This window comes from Streptomyces sp. NBC_01485, assembly GCF_036227125.1.
GTDB lineage: Bacteria > Actinomycetota > Actinomycetes > Streptomycetales > Streptomycetaceae > Streptomyces.
Window position 1 is genome coordinate 7795450 of the sequence record NZ_CP109435.1, and the last position, 17341, is coordinate 7812790.

13 protein-coding genes are annotated in these 17341 nt (G+C 71.1%); 10 read left to right on the forward strand and 3 right to left on the reverse strand.

What is annotated here, in order from left to right:
• Window positions 1-82 precede the first annotated feature (82 nt).
• Window positions 83-1882, forward strand: a complete 1800-nt coding sequence (ggt, locus tag OG352_RS34405) for a gamma-glutamyltransferase (protein WP_329222322.1) — start codon at window positions 83-85, stop codon at window positions 1880-1882.
• Here ggt and OG352_RS34410 read toward each other — a convergent pair.
• Together OG352_RS34410 and map are read right to left on the reverse strand one after the other, a co-directional pair.
• Window positions 1877-4423 carry an ATP-dependent Clp protease ATP-binding subunit gene (locus OG352_RS34410; protein WP_329222323.1) on the reverse strand — a complete coding sequence of 849 codons (2547 nt, stop codon included), beginning with the start codon at window positions 4421-4423 and terminating at the stop codon, window positions 1877-1879. The genes ggt and OG352_RS34410 overlap by 6 nt on opposite strands.
• 226 nt (window positions 4424-4649) lie before the next feature.
• Window positions 4650-5420, reverse strand: coding sequence for a type I methionyl aminopeptidase (map, locus tag OG352_RS34415; RefSeq protein WP_329222325.1), 771 nt, complete (start codon window positions 5418-5420; stop codon window positions 4650-4652).
• A gap of 32 nt (window positions 5421-5452) precedes the next feature.
• Between map and OG352_RS34420 the strand changes: the two genes are divergently transcribed.
• From OG352_RS34420 to OG352_RS34460, 9 genes are all read left to right on the forward strand, one after another.
• On the forward strand, window positions 5453-5704 hold the full coding sequence (locus OG352_RS34420; RefSeq protein WP_329222327.1) for a helix-turn-helix domain-containing protein: 252 nt from the start codon (window positions 5453-5455) through the stop codon (window positions 5702-5704).
• Between the two features lie 150 nt (window positions 5705-5854).
• Window positions 5855-7324, forward strand: coding sequence for a hypothetical protein (locus OG352_RS34425; protein WP_329222329.1), 1470 nt, complete (start codon window positions 5855-5857; stop codon window positions 7322-7324).
• 216 nt (window positions 7325-7540) lie between these two features.
• Window positions 7541-8383: a nitrilase-related carbon-nitrogen hydrolase gene (locus OG352_RS34430; protein WP_329222331.1), complete on the forward strand. Its 843-nt coding sequence runs from the start codon at window positions 7541-7543 to the stop codon at window positions 8381-8383.
• A complete protein-coding gene (locus tag OG352_RS34435) occupies window positions 8380-9663 on the forward strand; it encodes an aspartate aminotransferase family protein (RefSeq protein WP_329222332.1) in 1284 nt (427 codons plus the stop codon). Before OG352_RS34430 ends, OG352_RS34435 begins: the two co-directional genes overlap by 4 nt.
• Before the next feature lie 32 nt (window positions 9664-9695).
• The gene (locus OG352_RS34440; RefSeq protein WP_329222334.1) at window positions 9696-11279 is read left to right on the forward strand and encodes a PucR family transcriptional regulator; all 1584 of its coding nucleotides are present in this window, start codon (window positions 9696-9698) and stop codon (window positions 11277-11279) included.
• Between the two features lie 155 nt (window positions 11280-11434).
• Entirely contained in the window at window positions 11435-12277 is an 843-nt protein-coding gene (locus OG352_RS34445; protein ID WP_329222336.1) for a nitrilase-related carbon-nitrogen hydrolase, read from the forward strand.
• Window positions 12278-12371: 94 nt separating this feature from the next.
• A complete protein-coding gene (gene hydA, locus OG352_RS34450) occupies window positions 12372-13775 on the forward strand; it encodes a dihydropyrimidinase (RefSeq protein WP_329222338.1) in 1404 nt (467 codons plus the stop codon).
• Window positions 13776-13796: 21 nt separating this feature from the next.
• Window positions 13797-14816 (forward strand): TIGR03842 family LLM class F420-dependent oxidoreductase, encoded by a 1020-nt coding sequence (locus OG352_RS34455; protein ID WP_329222340.1) that lies wholly within the window; start codon window positions 13797-13799, stop codon window positions 14814-14816.
• A gap of 142 nt (window positions 14817-14958) precedes the next feature.
• Complete coding sequence (locus OG352_RS34460; RefSeq protein WP_329222342.1) at window positions 14959-16521, forward strand: NCS1 family nucleobase:cation symporter-1; 1563 nt, start codon at window positions 14959-14961, stop codon at window positions 16519-16521.
• A 100-nt stretch (window positions 16522-16621) separates the two neighbouring features.
• Here OG352_RS34460 and OG352_RS34465 read toward each other — a convergent pair whose 3' ends face one another.
• The gene (locus OG352_RS34465; RefSeq protein WP_329222343.1) at window positions 16622-17293 is read right to left on the reverse strand and encodes a hypothetical protein; all 672 of its coding nucleotides are present in this window, start codon (window positions 17291-17293) and stop codon (window positions 16622-16624) included.
• Window positions 17294-17341: the final 48 nt, after the last annotated feature.

Sequence of the window (17341 nt, forward strand, 5' to 3'; positions counted from 1 at the left end):
GTATGACAGTGCCCGGAAGGAGGCTGTCGGGGCCTGGGGAATGTGGTTACGCTGCGCGGACGGTTCCCGACTGGAGGTATGGATGCGTCGCCCTGTCGCGCGAAAACTGTCGGTCCTGGCGGTCTCGGCCGCCGTGGTGACGGTGGGGGCGGCAGCGCCACCCGCCGCGCAGAGAACGGCGGTTGAGAAGGTCCCCGTCGCCGTCGGCTACGGCGGTGCCGTCGCCAGCGTCGACGCGGACGCCTCCGCGGCCGGCATCGAGGTACTGCGGAAGGGCGGCAACGCCGTCGACGCGGCCGTCGCCACCGCCGCCGCCCTCGGCGTCACCGAGCCCTACTCCTCCGGCGTCGGAGGAGGCGGCTACTTCGTCTACTACGACGCCGACTCCCGAACGGTGCACACCATCGACGGCCGCGAGACCGCCCCGCTGACGGCGGATTCCGGCCTCTTCCTGGAGAACGGCCGGCCGCTCGCCTTCGCGGACGCCGTCACCAGCGGCCTGGGCGTCGGCACGCCGGGCACCCCGGCCACCTGGGCGACGGCGCTGGGCAAGTGGGGCAGCGAGAAGCTCGGCACGGTCCTCAAGCCCGCCGAGCGCCTCGCCCGCGAAGGCTTCACCGTCGACGACACCTTCCGCTCCCAGACCGCCGCCAACGAGACCCGCTTCCGCTACTTCCCGGACACGGCGAAGCTGTTCCTGCCGGGCGGCGGGCTCCCCGTCGTCGGCTCGACGTTCAAGAACCCCGACCTCGCGAAGACCTACGCGGAGCTCGGCCGGAAGGGCGTCGGCGCGATCTACCGGGGCGACCTCGGCAAGGACATCGTCGACACCGTCAACCACCCGCCCGTGGACCCGGGTTCGGGCTGGAACGCCCGGCCGGGCAACCTGACCGCCAAGGACCTCGCGGCCTACCGCGCCAAGCCCCAGGCGCCCACGAAGACCTCGTACCGCGGACTGGGCGTCTACTCCATCGCGCCCTCGTCCTCGGGCGGCACGACGGTCGGCGAGGCCCTCAACATCCTTGAGGAGACCGACCTTTCGAAGGCCGGCGAGGTGCAGTACCTGCACCACTACATCGAGGCCAGCCGGATCGCGTTCGCCGACCGCGGGCGCTGGGTCGGCGACCCCGCCTTCGAGGACGTCCCCACCAAACAACTGCTGTCGCAGAAGTACGCCGACTCGCGCGCCTGCCTCATCAAGGACGACGCGGTCCTCACCAGCCCCGTCGCACCCGGCGACCCGCGTAACCCGGCCGCCTGCAACACCGGCGGCACGGCGGCGCCGACGACGTACGAGGGCGAGAACACCACGCACCTGACCGTCGCCGACAAGTGGGGCAACGTCGTCTCCTACACGCTCACCATCGAGCAGACCGGCGGCAGCGGCATCACCGTCCCCGGCCGCGGCTTCATCCTCAACAACGAGCTGACGGACTTCTCCTTCGCCCCCGCCAACCCGGCCGTCCACGACCCGAACCTGCCGGGCCCCGGCAAGCGGCCGCGGTCGTCGATCTCGCCGACGATCGTGCTCGACCGGCACGACAGGCCGGTGGTGGCGCTGGGTTCACCCGGCGGCGCGACCATCATCACCACCGTGCTGCAGACCCTGACCGAGTTCCTCGACCGCGGCCTGCCCCTCGTCGACGCGATCGCCGCCCCGCGCGCCAGCCAGCGCAACGCGGCCCGCACCGAACTCGAACCCGGCCTCTACAACAGTGACGTGAGGACGCGGTTGGAGAAGATCGGGCACGCCTTCACGCTCAACCCCGAGATCGGCGCGGCCACCGGCGTACAGCGACTGCCGAACGGCAAGTGGCTGGCCGCCGCCGAGACCGTACGGCGGGGCGGCGGTTCGGCGCAGGTGGTGTACCCCGCCTCATAGTCCGGCCGTCGGGACGGGCGGCCGCGTACGGAACGCGAGCCGCCCGTCCTCGACCTCCACCCGCACCCGGTCGCCCTGCGCGACCCGCCCGTCGAGCAGCAGCCGCGAGAGCTCGTTGTCGACCTCACGCTGGATGGTGCGACGCAACGGCCGGGCGCCGTACTCGGGTTGGTAGCCGCGCTCGGCGAGCCAGTCGACGGCCGTGTCGCCGAACTCGACCGTGATGCCCCGCGCGTGCACCAGCCGGCGCGTCTTCTCCAGCAACAGGTCGGTGATCCGCCGCAGTTGCTCACCGGTGAGCTGACGGAACACGACGATCTCGTCGATCCGGTTGAGGAACTCCGGCCGGAAGTGCTCGCGCAGCGGCCGCAGGATCTGCTCGCGCCGCGCCTCCTCGTCGGCGTCCGCACCCCACGACCCGAAGCCCAGGCCGGCGCCGCGCCGGGTGATCGCCTCCGAGCCCAGGTTGCTGGTCATCACGATCACCGTGTTGGTGAAGTCGACCGTGCGGCCCTGGGCGTCGGTGAGCCGGCCGTCGTCGAGGACCTGGAGGAGGATGTTGAAGACGTCCGGGTGCGCCTTCTCCACCTCGTCGAGCAGCAGCAGCGAGTACGGGTGGCGGCGGACGACCTCCGTCAACTGCCCTGCCTCCTCGTGGCCGACGTAGCCGGGCGGGGCGCCCACCAGACGGCTGACCGTGTGCCGCTCCTGGTACTCGCTCATGTCGAGCCGCACCATGCGCTCCTCGCTGCCGAACAGCGCCTGCGCCAGCGCGCGGGCGAGTTCGGTCTTCCCCACGCCGGTCGGGCCGAGGAAGAGAAAGCCGCCGATCGGCCGGTCCGGGCTCGCGAGTCCGGCCCGTGAGCGCAGCACCGCGTCCGCGACGACCCGTACGGCCTCGTCCTGGCCCACGACCCGCTCGTGCAGATGCTCCTCCAGGGCGAGCAGCCGGTCCTTCTCCTCCTGGGTGAGGCTGGCGACCGGAATGCCGGTCTGCCGGGACACCACCTCGGCGACGGCCTCGGCGGTGACCTCCAGCCGGCCCTCGTCGACCGCCTCCTCATCGCTCGCGTCCGCGATGCGCTGCCTCAACTCGACGATGCGGTCCCGTAGTCGGGTGGCCTGCTCGTACTGTTCGGCCGCGGCCGCCTGGTCCTTGTCGCGGGCGAGCTGCTCGACCTCGCGCTCCATCGCCCGTACGTCCGTGCCCTTCCTGCGGGCGCCGAGGCGCACCCGGGCGCCGGCCTGGTCGATCAGGTCGATCGCCTTGTCGGGCAGGTGGCGGTCGGTGAGATAGCGGTCGGACAGCTCCACGGCCGCGACCAGCGCCGCGTCGGTGTAACGGACCTGGTGGTGGGCCTCGTAGCGGTCGCGCAGCCCGCGCAGGATCTCCAGCGCGTCCGCGACGGACGGCTCCGGGACGAGGATCGGCTGGAAACGGCGGGCCAGCGCCGCGTCCTTCTCGATCCGCCGGAACTCCTCCAGCGTCGTCGCGCCCACGATGTGCAACTCGCCGCGGGCCAAGGCCGGTTTGAGGATGTTCCCGGCGTCCATCGAGCCGCCCTCGCCGCCTCCGCCCGCGCCGACGACCGTGTGCAGCTCGTCGATGAAGACGATCAACTGGTCGGAGTGCGCGCGGATCTCGTCGACGATGGTGGTCAGCCGCTCCTCGAAGTCGCCGCGGTAGCGGGTGCCCGCGACCACGCCCGCCAGGTCCAGGGCGACCACGCGCCGCGAGGCGAGGGTGTCCGGTACGTCGCCCTCCGTGATCCGCTGGGCCAGCCCCTCCACGAGGGCGGTCTTGCCGACGCCCGCGTCACCGATCAGCACCGGGTTGTTCTTGCCGCGCCGCGAGAGCACCTCGATGGTCTGCTCGATCTCGTCGTCCCGGCCGATCACCGGGTCGATCCGGCCCTCGCGGGCCAGCTCGGTGAGATCACGGCCGAACTTGTCGAGGGTCGGCGTACCGGTGGGCCGCCGGCCGTCCGCCGCGCGGGTGGCCTGGGCGGTGTCCGGAGGCTCGGGCGGCATGCCCGTGGCAGCGAAGCGCGCCGCGTTGAGGATGTGCCCGGCCGCCGAGTCCGGGTTCGCGGCGAGGGCGCCGAGCACGTGCTCCGGGCCGATGTGTCCCGCGCCCCGGGAACGCGCCAGGTCGTGGGCGTCCAGCAGGGCGCGCTTGGCGGCCGGGGTCAGGGACAGCGAGGTGGGCGGCGGTACCTCGCCCGGCGGGTGCTGGACCGGGCCCGAACGCTCGTCGATCTCCGCCGCGAGCGCGTCGGGGTCGGCGCCGGCCCGGCTGAGCAGCGTACGGGTCGGCTCCGCCGCGAGGGCCGCGCGCAGGAGGTGCTCGGTGTCCAGGTCGCGGCTGCCGTGTTCGGCGGCGTACTGGGCCGCGCCCCGGACGAGGTCCCTCGCGGGGCGGCTGAGGAGCTGGCCGATGTTGATCTGGCGGGGGCCGGGGCGGGGCCCGCCGAAGAAGCGGGCCAGGAATTCGCCGAAGGGGTCGCCGTAGCCCTCCGGGCCGGTGAAGCCGCTGGTCATGGCGTTCCGTTCGATCGACGGTACCGTTCGGACGCGGGTGCCCTTGCCTGCGGCGCTGCAGCTGTGGGGTTGGGTAAGGGCCCGTGAACCACCATGGCACGTTCCCTTTTGCGCGGCATGTCCTGCGGGGTTGTGTGGTCCGGCGGCTGCGGTCCGGTGGGGGCTGGTCGCGCCCACGCGGCGGAGCCGCACATCGATACACCCCGCGCCCCCGAGGGGGCTGTCGTTATCGTCGCTCAGTGAGGACCCGGGGACCTGACTCCATGATGGCCACCGTGTGTTCTGCGTGGGCGGCTCTTGAGGCGTCGTTGGTTCGTAGGGTCCAGCCGTCGGGGGCCTCGTGGTAGGCGTCCTTGCCGCCGGCGATCAGCATGGGCTCGATCGCGATGACCATGCCGTGGCGCAGGGGGAGGCCGCGGTGCGGGCGGCCCTCGTTGGGGATCCCGGGGTCCTCGTGCATGTGGCGGCCGATGCCGTGGCCTCCGAAGCCCTCCGGGATGCCGTAGCCCGCCGCCCGGCACACCGTGCCGATCGCGTGCGCGATGTCGCCGACGCGGTTGCCGACGACCGCCGCCTCGATACCGGCCGCGAGAGCCCGCTCGGCGGTCTCGATCAGCCGGACGTCCGCCGGACGCGGCGTGCCGACGGTGAAGCTGATGGCGGAGTCGCCGACCCAGCCGTTCAGCTCGGCGCCGAAGTCGGCGGAGAGCAGGTCGCCGTCGCGCAGCCGGTAGCGGGTGGGGACGCCGTGCACGATCGCGTCGTTCACGGACGTGCAGAGCACCGCCGGGAAGGGCGTCGGGGCGAACGACGGGCGGTAGCCGAGGAACGGTGACGTCGCCCCCGCCTCCCGCAGCACCCCATGTGCCAGCTCGTCCAGCTCCAGCAGGGAAACTCCCACGTCAGCGGCCTCGCGCACGGCTGTCAGGGCCCGCGCGACGACCTGTCCCGCCTCGTACATGGCGTCGATCGATGTGTCCGTCTTCAGCTCAACCATGCCAATTACTATACCGGTATTAGAATGACGGCATGGTGCGTACCCCCCTCACCCCTGAAGAGCACGAACGCGGCGAGCGGCTCGGGCGGTTGCTGCGCGCGGCGCGCGGCAGCCGGAGCATGACCGAGATCGCGGCGCGGGCCGGCATCTCCGCCGAGACCCTCCGCAAGATCGAGACCGGCCGGGCGCCCACCCCGGCGTTCTTCACCGTCGCCGCGCTCGCCCGGGTGCTCGACCTGTCGATGGACGAGCTGGCGGGACTGTGCGTGCTCGCCCCGGCGTGACGCCCGGAGCCGGCCGCCCCCCGCCGTGTACGGGTCAAGATCGTGCAACGGCGCCGTCGCGTCCGCTCTGAGAACTTGACGTAGCCGCGCCGTAACACGAATGGTGTTTTCTACGAACTGGATTGTTCCGGTCGGGGCGGGAGTCGAGCGATGAATGTGCATCAACTCCCGGGCCGGGTGCGGGAGTTCGCCAACCACCTGAGCGGGCTGCTGGCGCGCCTGGATCAAAGCGCGGGCTGGTGCGCGGTGTTCTGGCAGCGCGATCCCGACGGCATGCGGGCCTGCCTCGACGGACGTGAAGTGCCGCCCTGGGACGTGGTGGAGGCGGTACTCCAGGATCTCGCCGCCGAGTACGGCACGGCCGTCGCCGCGCAGGAGGCGGAACGGGTCCGGCCGTTGCACGCCGCCGCACTCGCCGCCCACGACGCCCTGCCCGGCGGCCGCGACGCCCTCGGGGACCGGCTCGACGTCATGCTCCGCGAACAGCGTTACGCCGCCGAGCGGTTGGCCGACCTGGGCCGCCGACTGGCCGCCACCGGCACCCGCGAGCAGGCCGACGCCGTCCGCCTCGACCTCGCCTGGGCCCACGACGACCATGAACGGGCCACCGCCAGGTGCGCCGAACTCCGTTACAGGATGGCGGAGTTGGACCGGCTCCCGGCGACCGGCGCGAACTCCGGGCAGGCCGGGCGCGCTGCCGCCGACCCTGCCGGTCCCGCCGGTCCCTCCCATCCCGCCTACGACGCCCGGAGCGGGTACCGCACCGCCGAGCCTACGGCCGACCCGCACGATGCCGGGGCGCCGACGGCCGCCGACCCCGCCCGCGCCCAGGACGCCCCCGCCACCGCCCCCGACCTCGCCCCGGCCCCCCTGCCCAAGCAGCGCAAGCGCCGCCGTGGCGGTGCCCGCTTCGCCGGCCTGGCCGAGGAGGACGACGACGGCGCCGCTGTCGTACCGCCCACCGCCGAGCCGGTGGCGCCCGCGCCCGCCACGACCGCTCGCCGCAGCCCGCGCGGCGCCCGCTTCGCCGGGGCCAGGGCCGCCGAGAGCGTCGAGCGGCCGTCCGAGCCGCAGCGCGAGCCGCTGGACACGGCGGCCCGGCGGGAGACCGTCGAGGTGGTGCAACGGCTGGTGCGGCTGCGCGGCGAGGGCCGCAGCGGAGAGGCGCACGCCCTGCTCGTCGAGCTCGCGTACTGGCCGGCCGCCCGTATCCCCCTGCTCGCGGCCGAACTCCAGCGTGCCGGGCTCACCGCCGACTGGACCACCCTGCTCTGGGAGGCCGCCTCGCTGCCCGCCGACCGGCTCGTCGCCGCGGCCGACGCGCTGGTCGCGGTGGGGCGCACGACCGACGGCGAGCAGATCCTGCGGCAGGGCGTCGCGCGCCCGGCCGCCGAGATCGGGGAGGCCGTCCTCGGCCTGGTCACGGACGGCAGGCGGCGCGAGGCCCGCGGGCTGCTGGACGCCTACGTCCGCGTCCGCACCCCCGAGGAGGCCGCCCGCAGCGTCGCCCCGGATCCGCGGACCCTCGTCCCGCTCCTGCTGGAGGCGGCCCGGACGGTCTCGGAGGAACGCCGCTGGGACCTGGTGCACGCCCTGCGGGTCGCGGGCTTCACCGCCTGAGCCGAGCCCTGCCCCCAGCCCTGGCCCACGCCCTGGTCGAAAGTCCGCGCGTACGCCGTGCGCGCCGCGACTCACCCACCGGAGTGTGAAACGTGATCGACTTCGCGGGTTAACGACGATGGTCTTGGCAAGCCTGTCCCGGAGGCTTACGTTCATCCCTCTACGACCATTGTCTACGGGCGTAGAGGCTCTGACGTCCCGTCGAAGGAGCAGCTCATGGCCAACGTCGTACGTGCCGCACTGGTCCAGGCCACCTGGACCGGCGACACCGAGTCCATGGTGGCGAAACACGAGGAGCACGCCCGCGAGGCGGCCCGCCTGGGCGCGAAGATCATCGGGTTCCAGGAGGTCTTCAACGCTCCCTACTTCTGCCAGGTCCAGGAGCCGGAGCACTACCGCTGGGCCGAGCCGGTCCCCGACGGGCCGACCGTGCGTCGTATGCAGGAGCTCGCGCGCGAGACGGGCATGGTGATCGTCGTGCCGGTCTTCGAGGTCGAGCAGTCCGGTTTCTACTACAACACCGCCGCCGTGATCGACGCCGACGGCTCGTACCTCGGCAAGTACCGCAAGCACCACATCCCGCAGGTGAAGGGCTTCTGGGAGAAGTACTACTTCAAGCCCGGCAACCTCGGCTGGCCCGTCTTCGACACCGCCGTCGGCAAGATCGGCGTCTACATCTGCTACGACCGCCACTTCCCGGAGGGCTGGCGTCAACTCGGGCTCAACGGCGCCCAGTTGGTCTACAACCCGTCTGCCACCCACCGCGGCCTCTCCGCCCACCTCTGGCAGTTGGAGCAGCCCGCCGCCGCGGTCGCCAACGAGTACTTCGTCGCCGCGATCAACCGGGTCGGCGTCGAGGAGTACGGCGACAACGACTTCTACGGGACCTCGTACTTCGTCGACCCGCGGGGTCAGTTCGTCGGCGAGGTCGCCAGCGGAAAGGACGAGGAACTCCTCGTCCGCGACCTCGACCTCGACCTGGTCGAGGAGGTCCGCCGGCAGTGGGCCTTCTACCGCGACCGCCGTCCCGATGCCTACGAAGGGCTGGTAAAGCCGTGAGCGACCTCTACGACCGCCACCGGAGCGTCCTGCCGGACTGGCTCGCCCTCTACTACGAGGACCCGCTGGAGATCACCCACGGCGAGGGCCGCCACGTCTGGGACGCCGACGGCAACAAGTACCTCGACTTCTTCGGCGGCATCCTCACCACGATGACCGCGCACGCGCTGCCCGAGGTGACGAAGGCGGTGAGCGAGCAGGCCGGGCGGATCAACCATTCGTCCACGCTCTACCTCAACCGGCCCATGGTCGACCTCGCCGAGCGCGTCGCGCACATCAGCGGCATCCCCGACGCCCGCGTCTTCTTCACCACCTCGGGCACCGAGGCCAACGACACGGCGCTGCTGCTCGCCACCACCCACCGGCGCAGCAACACGATCCTCGCGATGCGCAACAGCTACCACGGGCGTTCCTTCAGCGCGGTCGGCATCACCGGCAACCGCGGCTGGTCCCCGACCTCGCTGTCCCCGCTGCAGACGCTGTACGTGCACGGCGGGGTGCGCGGGCGCGGTCCCTTCGCCGACCTCGGCGACGCCGAGTTCGTCGACGCCTGCGTCGAGGACCTGAAGGACCTGCTCGGGCACACCCGCGCGCCCGCCGCCCTGATCGCCGAGGCCATCCAGGGCGTCGGCGGCTTCACCTCACCGCCGGACGGACTGTACGCGGCGTTCCGCGAGGTGCTGAACGCGCACGGGATCCTGTGGATCGCCGACGAGGTGCAGACCGGCTGGGGCCGCACCGGCGAGCACTTCTGGGGCTGGCAGGCGCACGCGCAGAACGGCCCGCCGGACATCGTCACCTTCGCCAAGGGCATCGGCAACGGCATGTCCATCGGCGGTGTCATCGCCCGCTCCGAGATCATGAACTGCCTGGACGCCAACAGCATCTCCACGTTCGGCGGCACCCAGGTCACCATGGCGGCCGGCCTCGCCAACCTCGGCTATCTGCTGGAACACGACCTCCAGGGCAACGCCCGGCGGGTCGGCGGTCTGCTCATCGAGCGGCTGCGGGGCGTCGCCGCCCAGGACCCCGGCGTACGGGAGGTGCGCGGGCGCGGACTGATGATCGGCGTCGAACTGACCAGGCCCGGCACCGACCTGGCCGACCCGGACCGGGCGTCCGCCGTGCTGGAGGCGGCCCGCGCCGACGGGCTGCTGATCGGCAAGGGCGGCGGCCACAGCACCAGCGTGCTGCGCGTCGCCCCGCCGCTGTCCCTGACCGTGGCGGAGGCCGAGGAGGGCGCCGCGATCCTCGAAAGCGCGCTGAGGACCACGCAGTAGCGCCGACGTGAGGAAGCAAGGGAACCCACGCCATGACCATCACCCTGGAGCCCTGGGGCCCCGTGGAGCCCCTGGAACCCGCCCTGTCGGTCCGTCAGGTCCTCGCCCTGGAACGGGTGTTGGCCGGGGAGCCCGAGGTGGTGGCCGGCGAGGGCCAGCTCGACCGGCCGGTGCGCTGGGTGCACGTCGCCGAGGCCGCGGACGTCGGCGTCATGCTCAGCGGCGGCGAGATGGTCCTCACCACCGGCGTGCTGCTGGCCGGCGACGAGAGCGCGCAGACCGAGTACATCCGGTCCCTGCACCGGGCGGAGGCCGCGGCCGTGGTGCTGGGCCTGGGCCGCGCCTTCCCGGCCCCGCCGGACGTGATGCGGCGGGCCGCCGAGCGGTGCGGGCTGCCGATGGTGGTGCTCCACCGGCCGTTCCCCTTCGCCGAGTTGACGGAGGAGGTCCAGTCCAGGCTGGTCCGGCGCAAGTTCGCCGCCATCAGTCTGTCGGAGGCCGTACGGACCGCGCTCACCGGGCTGATCACCGCGGGCGCCCCGCTGCAACTGCTGCTGGACGTGGTCGCCCAGCACGCCGGCTGTCCCGTCGTCGTCACCAACCTCGCCCACCGGGTGCTGGCGACGGCGGGGGAGCGGTCGGCGGTCGACGACGTGCTGCGGGACTGGGAACGTATCGCCCGGCAGGCCGGCGGCAGCGAGGGCGACGGCTGGATCCGCGCCGAACTCGGCGGACGCGGCGAGCGGTGGGGACAGATCATGCTCTGCGGGCACCGCGGCGTCGCGGCGGACGGACGGCTGCTCGCCGACCGGGCCGCCGAGGCCCTCGTCCTGCACCGCATGCTCGGCGGCACCTCCGCCCACACCTGGGAGGAGCAGTCCGCGCAGAGCCTGCTCACCGACCTGATCTCCGGCGTCGTACCGGCCCGGCAACTGCTGCCACGGGCCCGCGCGGCCGGCCTCCCCGTCAACCGGCGCACCTTCGTCCCCCTGGTCGTACGGGACGGCGACCCGGCCCAACTCGACCGGATGCTCCGCCTGTTGGGCCTGCCTGGGCTCGTCGCCGAACTCGCGGACGGGGCGACGGCGGTGCTGCTGAGCCTCGCCCGCGACCAGGACGCCGCCGCACTCGCCGCGCACTTCGCCGCCCGGCTGCGGACCGGGTCGGGGGAGACCCGCAGGATCGTCGCGGCGGCCGAGGAGCGCACCGTCTGGGACGACGTGCCCGCCGGGCTGCGCGAGGCCCAGCACGTCGCGGACGCCGTGGCCGACTCCCCGGCCGCCCCCGACCTCCCGGCCGTCGTCCGCCTCAAGGACGTCCATCTACGGGGCCTGGTAAGGCTGTTGAGGGACGACCCGCGAGTGCAGTCCTTCGCGGAACGGGAGCTCGACGGGCTGCTGTGCGCCGCCGGGGACGACCTGCTCGCCGTACTGCGGACCTATCTGGCGACCGGCCGCAACAAGTCCCGAACCGCCCAGCTCCACCACGTCTCCCGGCCCGCGCTGTACCGACGGCTGGAGGCGATAGAAGGGCGGCTGGGCGTGGACCTCGACGACTTCGAACAGGCCGCCTCAGTACACATCGCGCTCCTCGCGCACGACGCGCAACAGGCCTGAAACATGCGACGACCTGGGAAAACGGCGGTGAAACATGGGCCGACGACGACGTGACACGGTGGCATGCCGGACGCCCGCAGACGTGACACGGTGCAACTCAAAGCCTGCTGACCGGCTTTCTAGCCTTCTCGCACACCGAGCGACCGGAGGTCCCGATGAGCAGAGTGATCCGTGCCGCGATATTCCAGACGGCCTGGACCGGCGACAAGGAATCGATGATCCAGGTGCACGAGCAGGCGGTGCGCGACGCGGCCGCGCAGGGCGCTCAAGTGCTGTGTTTCCAGGAGCTGTTCTACGGACCGTACTTCTGCCAGGTCCAGGACCCGCAGTTCTACGAGTACGCCGAGCGGATCCCCGACGGCCCCATGGTCGAGCGCTTCCAGGCACTCGCCCGGGAACACGGCATCGTCCTGGTGCTGCCGATGTACGAGGAGGAGCAGCCCGGCGTCCTCTACAACACCGCCGCCGTGATCGACGCGGACGGCTCGTACCTCGGCAAGTACCGCAAGCACCACATCCCGCAGGTCAACGGCTTCTGGGAGAAGTTCTACTTCCGCCCCGGGAACGTCGGCTGGCCGGTCTTCGACACGGCCGTCGGCAAGATCGGCGTCTACATCTGCTACGACCGCCACTTCCCGGAGGGCTGGCGCGCGCTGGGGCTGGCGGGCGCGGAGATCGTCTTCAACCCGTCGGCGACCTCACGCGGCCTGTCCGCCTACCTGTGGCAGTTGGAGCAGCCGGCGGCCGCGGTCGCCAACGAGTACTTCGTCGGCGCGATCAACCGGGTCGGAGTCGAGGAACTCGGCGACAACGACTTCTACGGGACCTCGTACTTCGTGGACCCGGAGGCCCAGTTCGTCGGCGAGGTGGCCAGCGACAAGGAGAGCGAACTCGTCGTCCGCGACCTCGACCTGGCCAAGCTGCGCGAGGTCCGTGACCGCTGGCAGTTCTACCGGGACCGCCGCCCCGACGCATACCCCCCGCTGACCGCTCCGTAACCGGGACGCCCGCCGGCCCGGTGCACGGGGATCGGGCCGGCGGGGCCGAACCGGCCCGCACCACACCAGTGTTGAACACGGTAGGAGAGGGAGTATGAGCAGCCGAACCGTCATCCGCGGCGGACTCGTCATCACCGCGTCCGACGAGATCCACGCCGACGTCCTGATCGAGGACGGCCGGATCGCCGCCCTCGCCGCCTCCGGCACCTCGGCCGCCGAGGCCTGGACCGCCGAGAGGGTCATCGAAGCCGCCGGGAAGTACGTGATCCCGGGCGGGGTCGACGCCCACACGCACATGGAGCTGCCGTTCGGCGGCACCTTCGCCTCCGACACCTTCGAGACCGGCACCAGGGCGGCCGCCTGGGGCGGTACGACGACCATCGTCGACTTCGCCGTGCAGAGCGTCGGAAACAGCCTGCGCGAGGGCCTGGACGCCTGGCACGCCAAGGCGGAGGGCAACTGCGCGATCGACTACGGCTTCCACATGATCGTCTCCGACGTGAACCAGGACACGCTCAAGGAGATGGACCTGCTCGTCCAGGAGGGGGTGACCTCCTTCAAGCAGTTCATGGCCTACCCCGGCGTCTTCTACAGCGACGACGGCCAGATCCTGCGCGCCATGCAGCGCTCCGCCGAGAACGGCGCGCTGATCATGATGCACGCGGAGAACGGCATCGCCATCGACGTCCTGGTCGAACAGGCGCTGGCGCGCGGCGAGACGGATCCCCGCTACCACGGTGAAGTGCGCAAGGCGCTGCTCGAGGCCGAGGCCACCCACCGCGCGATCAAGCTCGCGCAGGTCGCGGGTGCCCCGCTGTACGTGGTGCACGTGTCGGCGATGGAAGCGCTGGCGGAACTCGCCAAGGCCCGCGACGAAGGCCTGAACGTCTTCGGCGAGACCTGCCCCCAGTATCTGTTCCTCTCGACGGACAACCTCGCCGAGCCCGACTTCGAGGGCTCCAAGTACGTGTGCAGCACCCCGCTGCGGCCCAGGGAACACCAGGCCAAGCTGTGGCAGGGCCTGCGGACCAACGACCTCCAGGTCGTCTCCACCGACCACTGCCCCTTCTGCTTCGTGGGCCAGAAGGAGCTGGGCCGGGGCGACTTCTCGAAGATCCCCAACGGCCTTCCGGGCGTCGAGAACCGCATGGACCTGCTCCACCAGGGCGTCGTCGAAGGGCGCATCAGCCGCCGCCGCTGGATCGAGATCGCCTGCGCCACCCCCGCCCGGATGTTCGGCATGTACCCGAAGAAGGGGACCATCGCCCCGGGCGCCGACGCCGACGTCGTCATCTACGACCCGCACGCCGAGCAGATCATCTCCGCCGAGACCCACCACATGAACGTCGACTACTCGGCGTACGAGGGCAAACGCCTCACCGGCCGCGTCGAGACGGTCCTGTCACGGGGCGAACTCGTCATCACCGAGCGGGAGTACACGGGACACGCCGGGCACGGCGTCTACACCCCGCGCTCCACCTGCCAGTACCTCAACTAGGCCCAACTAGGAGCAGCGCTAATGGACTTCGGACTCGTCCTGCAGACCGACCCGCCGGCCTCGAAGGTCGTCAGCCTGATGAAGCGCGCCGAGCGCAACGGCTTCAGCCACGGCTGGACCTTCGACTCCGCGGTGCTCTGGCAGGAACCGTTCGTGATCTACAGTCAGATCCTGGCGAACACCAGCAGGTTGACGGTCGGGACGATGGTGACCAACCCGGGCACCCGCACCTGGGAGGTCACCGCCTCCACCTTCGCCACCCTCAACGACATGTTCGGCAACCGCACGGTGTGCGGCATCGGCCGCGGCGACTCCGCGATGCGTGTCGCCGGCCGCGCCCCGAACACCCTCGCCCGGATCAGCGAGGCCATGAAGGTCATCCGGGCGCTCGCCTCGGGCCGGGAGGCCGACCTCGGCGGTACGGTCGTCAGGTTCCCCTGGATCAAGGAAGACGCCCGGCTCCCCGTGTGGATGGCCGCGTACGGTCCCAAGGCGCTGAAGATGACCGGCGAGGAGGCCGACGGCTTCATCCTCCAGCTCGCCGACCTGTACCTCACCGAGTACATGGTGAAGGCGGTCAAGGACGCGGCCGTCGCCGCCGGCCGTGACCCGTCCGAGGTGAAGATCTGCGTCGCCGCCCCGGCGTACGTCACCGACGACGACTCGCCCGAGGCGCTCGCCCATGCCCGCGACCAGTGCCGGTGGTTCGGCGGGATGGTCGGCAACCACGTCGCCGACCTGGTGTCCAAGTACGGCGCGCACTCGTCCCAGGTACCCGAGGAACTCACCGAGTACATCAAGTCCCGTCAGGGGTACGACTACTCGCACCACGGACGCAGCGACAACCCCGACACCGACTTCGTGCCCGACGAGATCGTCGACCGGTTCTGTCTCATCGGCCCCGTCGAGAAGCACATCGAGAAGCTCAACGCCCTGCGCGAGCTGGGCGTCGACCAGTTCGCCGTCTACGACATGCACGACGCGCAGGAGAAGGTCATCGACGTGTACGGCACGACGGTCATCCCGGCGGTCAACGGCTGACCCACCTCCGCAGGATCACCTCCCCAAGCGTCAACTCCCCATCCCCCCACTCCAGTTCTCCCCTCCCCGCCGTCCCCGGGGAGGGGGCCGGAGACCCCCGCACGGCCTTTCCGGATCCGCCCCTCGTTTGATTGGCCTGCCCATGACCGACACCGCTCCCACGGCGATACCGCCGACCGCCCAAGTCACCCTCGCCGACGGCCGGGTGGAGATCGCCTCCGGTTCGCCGCAGCCCAGCGGCCCCTACGCCAACGAGGACCTGCTCCCGGTCCCGGTGGAGAAGCGCACCTGGACCACGTACAACTTCTCCGCGCTGTGGGTCGGCATGGCCCACAACACGGCGTCGTGGACGCTCGCTTCCGGTCTCATCGCCGTCGGCATGGACTGGAAGCAGGCGGTGTTCACCATCGCGCTGGCCAACCTCATCGTGCTGGTCCCGATGCTGCTCACCGGGCACGCGGGACCGAAGTACGGCATCCCCTTCCCGGTCTTCGCCCGCGCCTCCTTCGGCATCCGCGGCGCCAACCTCCCCGCCGTCGTACGGGCGTTGGTGGCGTGCGGCTGGTTCGGCATCCAGACCTGGATCGGCGGCGAGGCGATCTACTTCCTCGCCGGGAAACTCATCGGCAACGGCTGGAGCGACGCCGGGAAGATCGGCGGCTACGCCTGGACGATGTGGCTGTCGTTCGCCGTCTTCTGGGCGATCCAGGTCGCGATCATCTACCGGGGCATGGAGACGATCCGCCGCTTCGAGAACTGGGCGGCGCCCTTCGTCCTGGTCGGCGCGCTGGTGATGCTGATCTGGATGAGCGACAAGGCAGGCGGTTTCGGCCCGTTGCTCGACCAGCCCTCCAAGCTCGGCTGGGGCGCCGACTTCTGGAAGCTGTTCTGGCCGTCCCTGATGGGCATGATCGGTTTCTGGTCGACCCTGTCGCTGAACATCCCGGACTTCACCCGGTACGGCAAGTCGCAGAAGGCGCAGACCTGGGGACAAGCCCTCGGCTTGCCCACGACCATGACGCTCTTCGCGCTGCTGTCGGTGATGGTCACCTCCGGTTCGCAGGCCGTGTACGGCGAGACGATCTGGGACCCGGTACAGCTCGCCGCCAAGACGGACAACGTCTTCGGGCTGCTGTTCGCGCTGGTGACCGTGCTGGTGGCGACCCTGTCCGTGAACATCGCGGCCAACCTGGTCTCGCCGGCCTTCGACTTCTCCAACATCGCGCCCCGGAAGATCAGTTTCCGTACCGGCGCCCTCGTGACCAGCGTCCTCGGCGTGCTGATCTTCCCGTGGAAGCTGTACTCCGACCCGCAGGGCTACATCTTCACCTGGCTCGGTCTGGTCGGCGGTCTGCTGGGCACGGTCGCCGGCATCCTCATCGCCGACTACTGGATCCTGCGCCGCGGCAAGCTCGACCTGACCGACCTGTACCGCACGGGCGGCCGTTACTGGTACGACGCCGGCTGGAACTGGCGGGCCGTGGTGGCCTTCGTCGCCGGTGGCGTCCTCGCGATCGGCGGCGCCAGCTTCAAGCCACTGTTCGACGGGCGGCCCGTCCCGGCACTGGAATCCCTCGCCGACTACGGCTGGGCGGTCGGGCTCGGCACCTCGATGGTGCTCTACCTGGCGCTGATGCTGCCGCGCGGCCGACAGGAGGGCCAGGAAGCACAGGAACAGGAGAGGCAGGAATCAGACGCCGCCTGACGCGTGGCGGAACGGGGACGGCCGGAGGAGCGGTTCAGCTCTTCCGGCCGTCTCGCGTGCGCAATCGGTTCAGTTCAACTCGGTCACAGGTCAGGCGAGTTCAGCTCTTCTTGCCGTTCTGCAGAGCGGCGACCGCTTCCTTCGCGGCCTTGATCGCACCCTTGTTGATCTCGTCGGTGCCGGGCGCCTTCTTCGACTCGAAGTCGCTGCCGTTGTAGTTGACGACGACCAGCGCGTTGGACACCTGGGCGATGACGACGCCCTCCCGGGTCTGCTGCTTGTCCTCGGTCGTGAGGTTCACCACGGAGTAGGCCGCGTTCCCGAGCCCGGGGACCGCCCCGCCGCCGCTCTTCTCCCTGATGCGCTCCTTGTACGAACTCTGTGCCGCGGCATCCGAGTCCGTGATCTCGAAGGAGATGTCGAGCCACCGGTAGTCGTAGCCCTTGAGCGCGTTCCAGGAACACGTGCGGCGCAGGTCGACGTCCGTCGACGGGATCTCCTTGCCCGCGGTCTTGGCACCCGGCACGAGTGCGGTGACCGTCTTCGTGGTCACGCTGGTGCAGGGGACGGGCGCGGCGGCGTACGTCTTGGACACGGCCGCGGAGGAGGGGTCGGACGACGCCTTCTCGGACTGGGTCTGCTGGGTTTCCCTGCCCGCGGTGTCCTGCGTTTCGGTGAGCGGGCCGGACGACATGGCCCAGCCCGCGCAGGCCAGCACGGCCACCGGGGTCAGACGTGCGGTGAGGGCGAGCGGCAGTGGGAGAGAGCGCACGGCGCACTTTCGTGGGGGACGGTGCGGACGACGTCCGCAGTGCGGACA

What these genes read in the sequence shown, in the direction of transcription:
- ggt (WP_329222322.1), top strand. Translation starts at nt 83, where the DNA reads ATGCGTCGCCCTGTCGCGCGAAAACTGTCGGTCCTGGCGGTCTCGGCC.
- OG352_RS34410 (WP_329222323.1), bottom strand. Translation starts at nt 4,423, where the DNA reads ATGACCAGCGGCTTCACCGGCCCGGAGGGCTACGGCGACCCCTTCGGC.
- map (WP_329222325.1), bottom strand. Translation starts at nt 5,420, where the DNA reads ATGGTTGAGCTGAAGACGGACACATCGATCGACGCCATGTACGAGGCG.
- OG352_RS34420 (WP_329222327.1), top strand. Translation starts at nt 5,453, where the DNA reads ATGGTGCGTACCCCCCTCACCCCTGAAGAGCACGAACGCGGCGAGCGG.
- OG352_RS34425 (WP_329222329.1), top strand. Translation starts at nt 5,855, where the DNA reads ATGAATGTGCATCAACTCCCGGGCCGGGTGCGGGAGTTCGCCAACCAC.
- OG352_RS34430 (WP_329222331.1), top strand. Translation starts at nt 7,541, where the DNA reads ATGGCCAACGTCGTACGTGCCGCACTGGTCCAGGCCACCTGGACCGGC.
- OG352_RS34440 (WP_329222334.1), top strand. Translation starts at nt 9,696, where the DNA reads ATGACCATCACCCTGGAGCCCTGGGGCCCCGTGGAGCCCCTGGAACCC.
- OG352_RS34445 (WP_329222336.1), top strand. Translation starts at nt 11,435, where the DNA reads ATGAGCAGAGTGATCCGTGCCGCGATATTCCAGACGGCCTGGACCGGC.
- hydA (WP_329222338.1), top strand. Translation starts at nt 12,372, where the DNA reads ATGAGCAGCCGAACCGTCATCCGCGGCGGACTCGTCATCACCGCGTCC.
- OG352_RS34455 (WP_329222340.1), top strand. Translation starts at nt 13,797, where the DNA reads ATGGACTTCGGACTCGTCCTGCAGACCGACCCGCCGGCCTCGAAGGTC.
- OG352_RS34460 (WP_329222342.1), top strand. Translation starts at nt 14,959, where the DNA reads ATGACCGACACCGCTCCCACGGCGATACCGCCGACCGCCCAAGTCACC.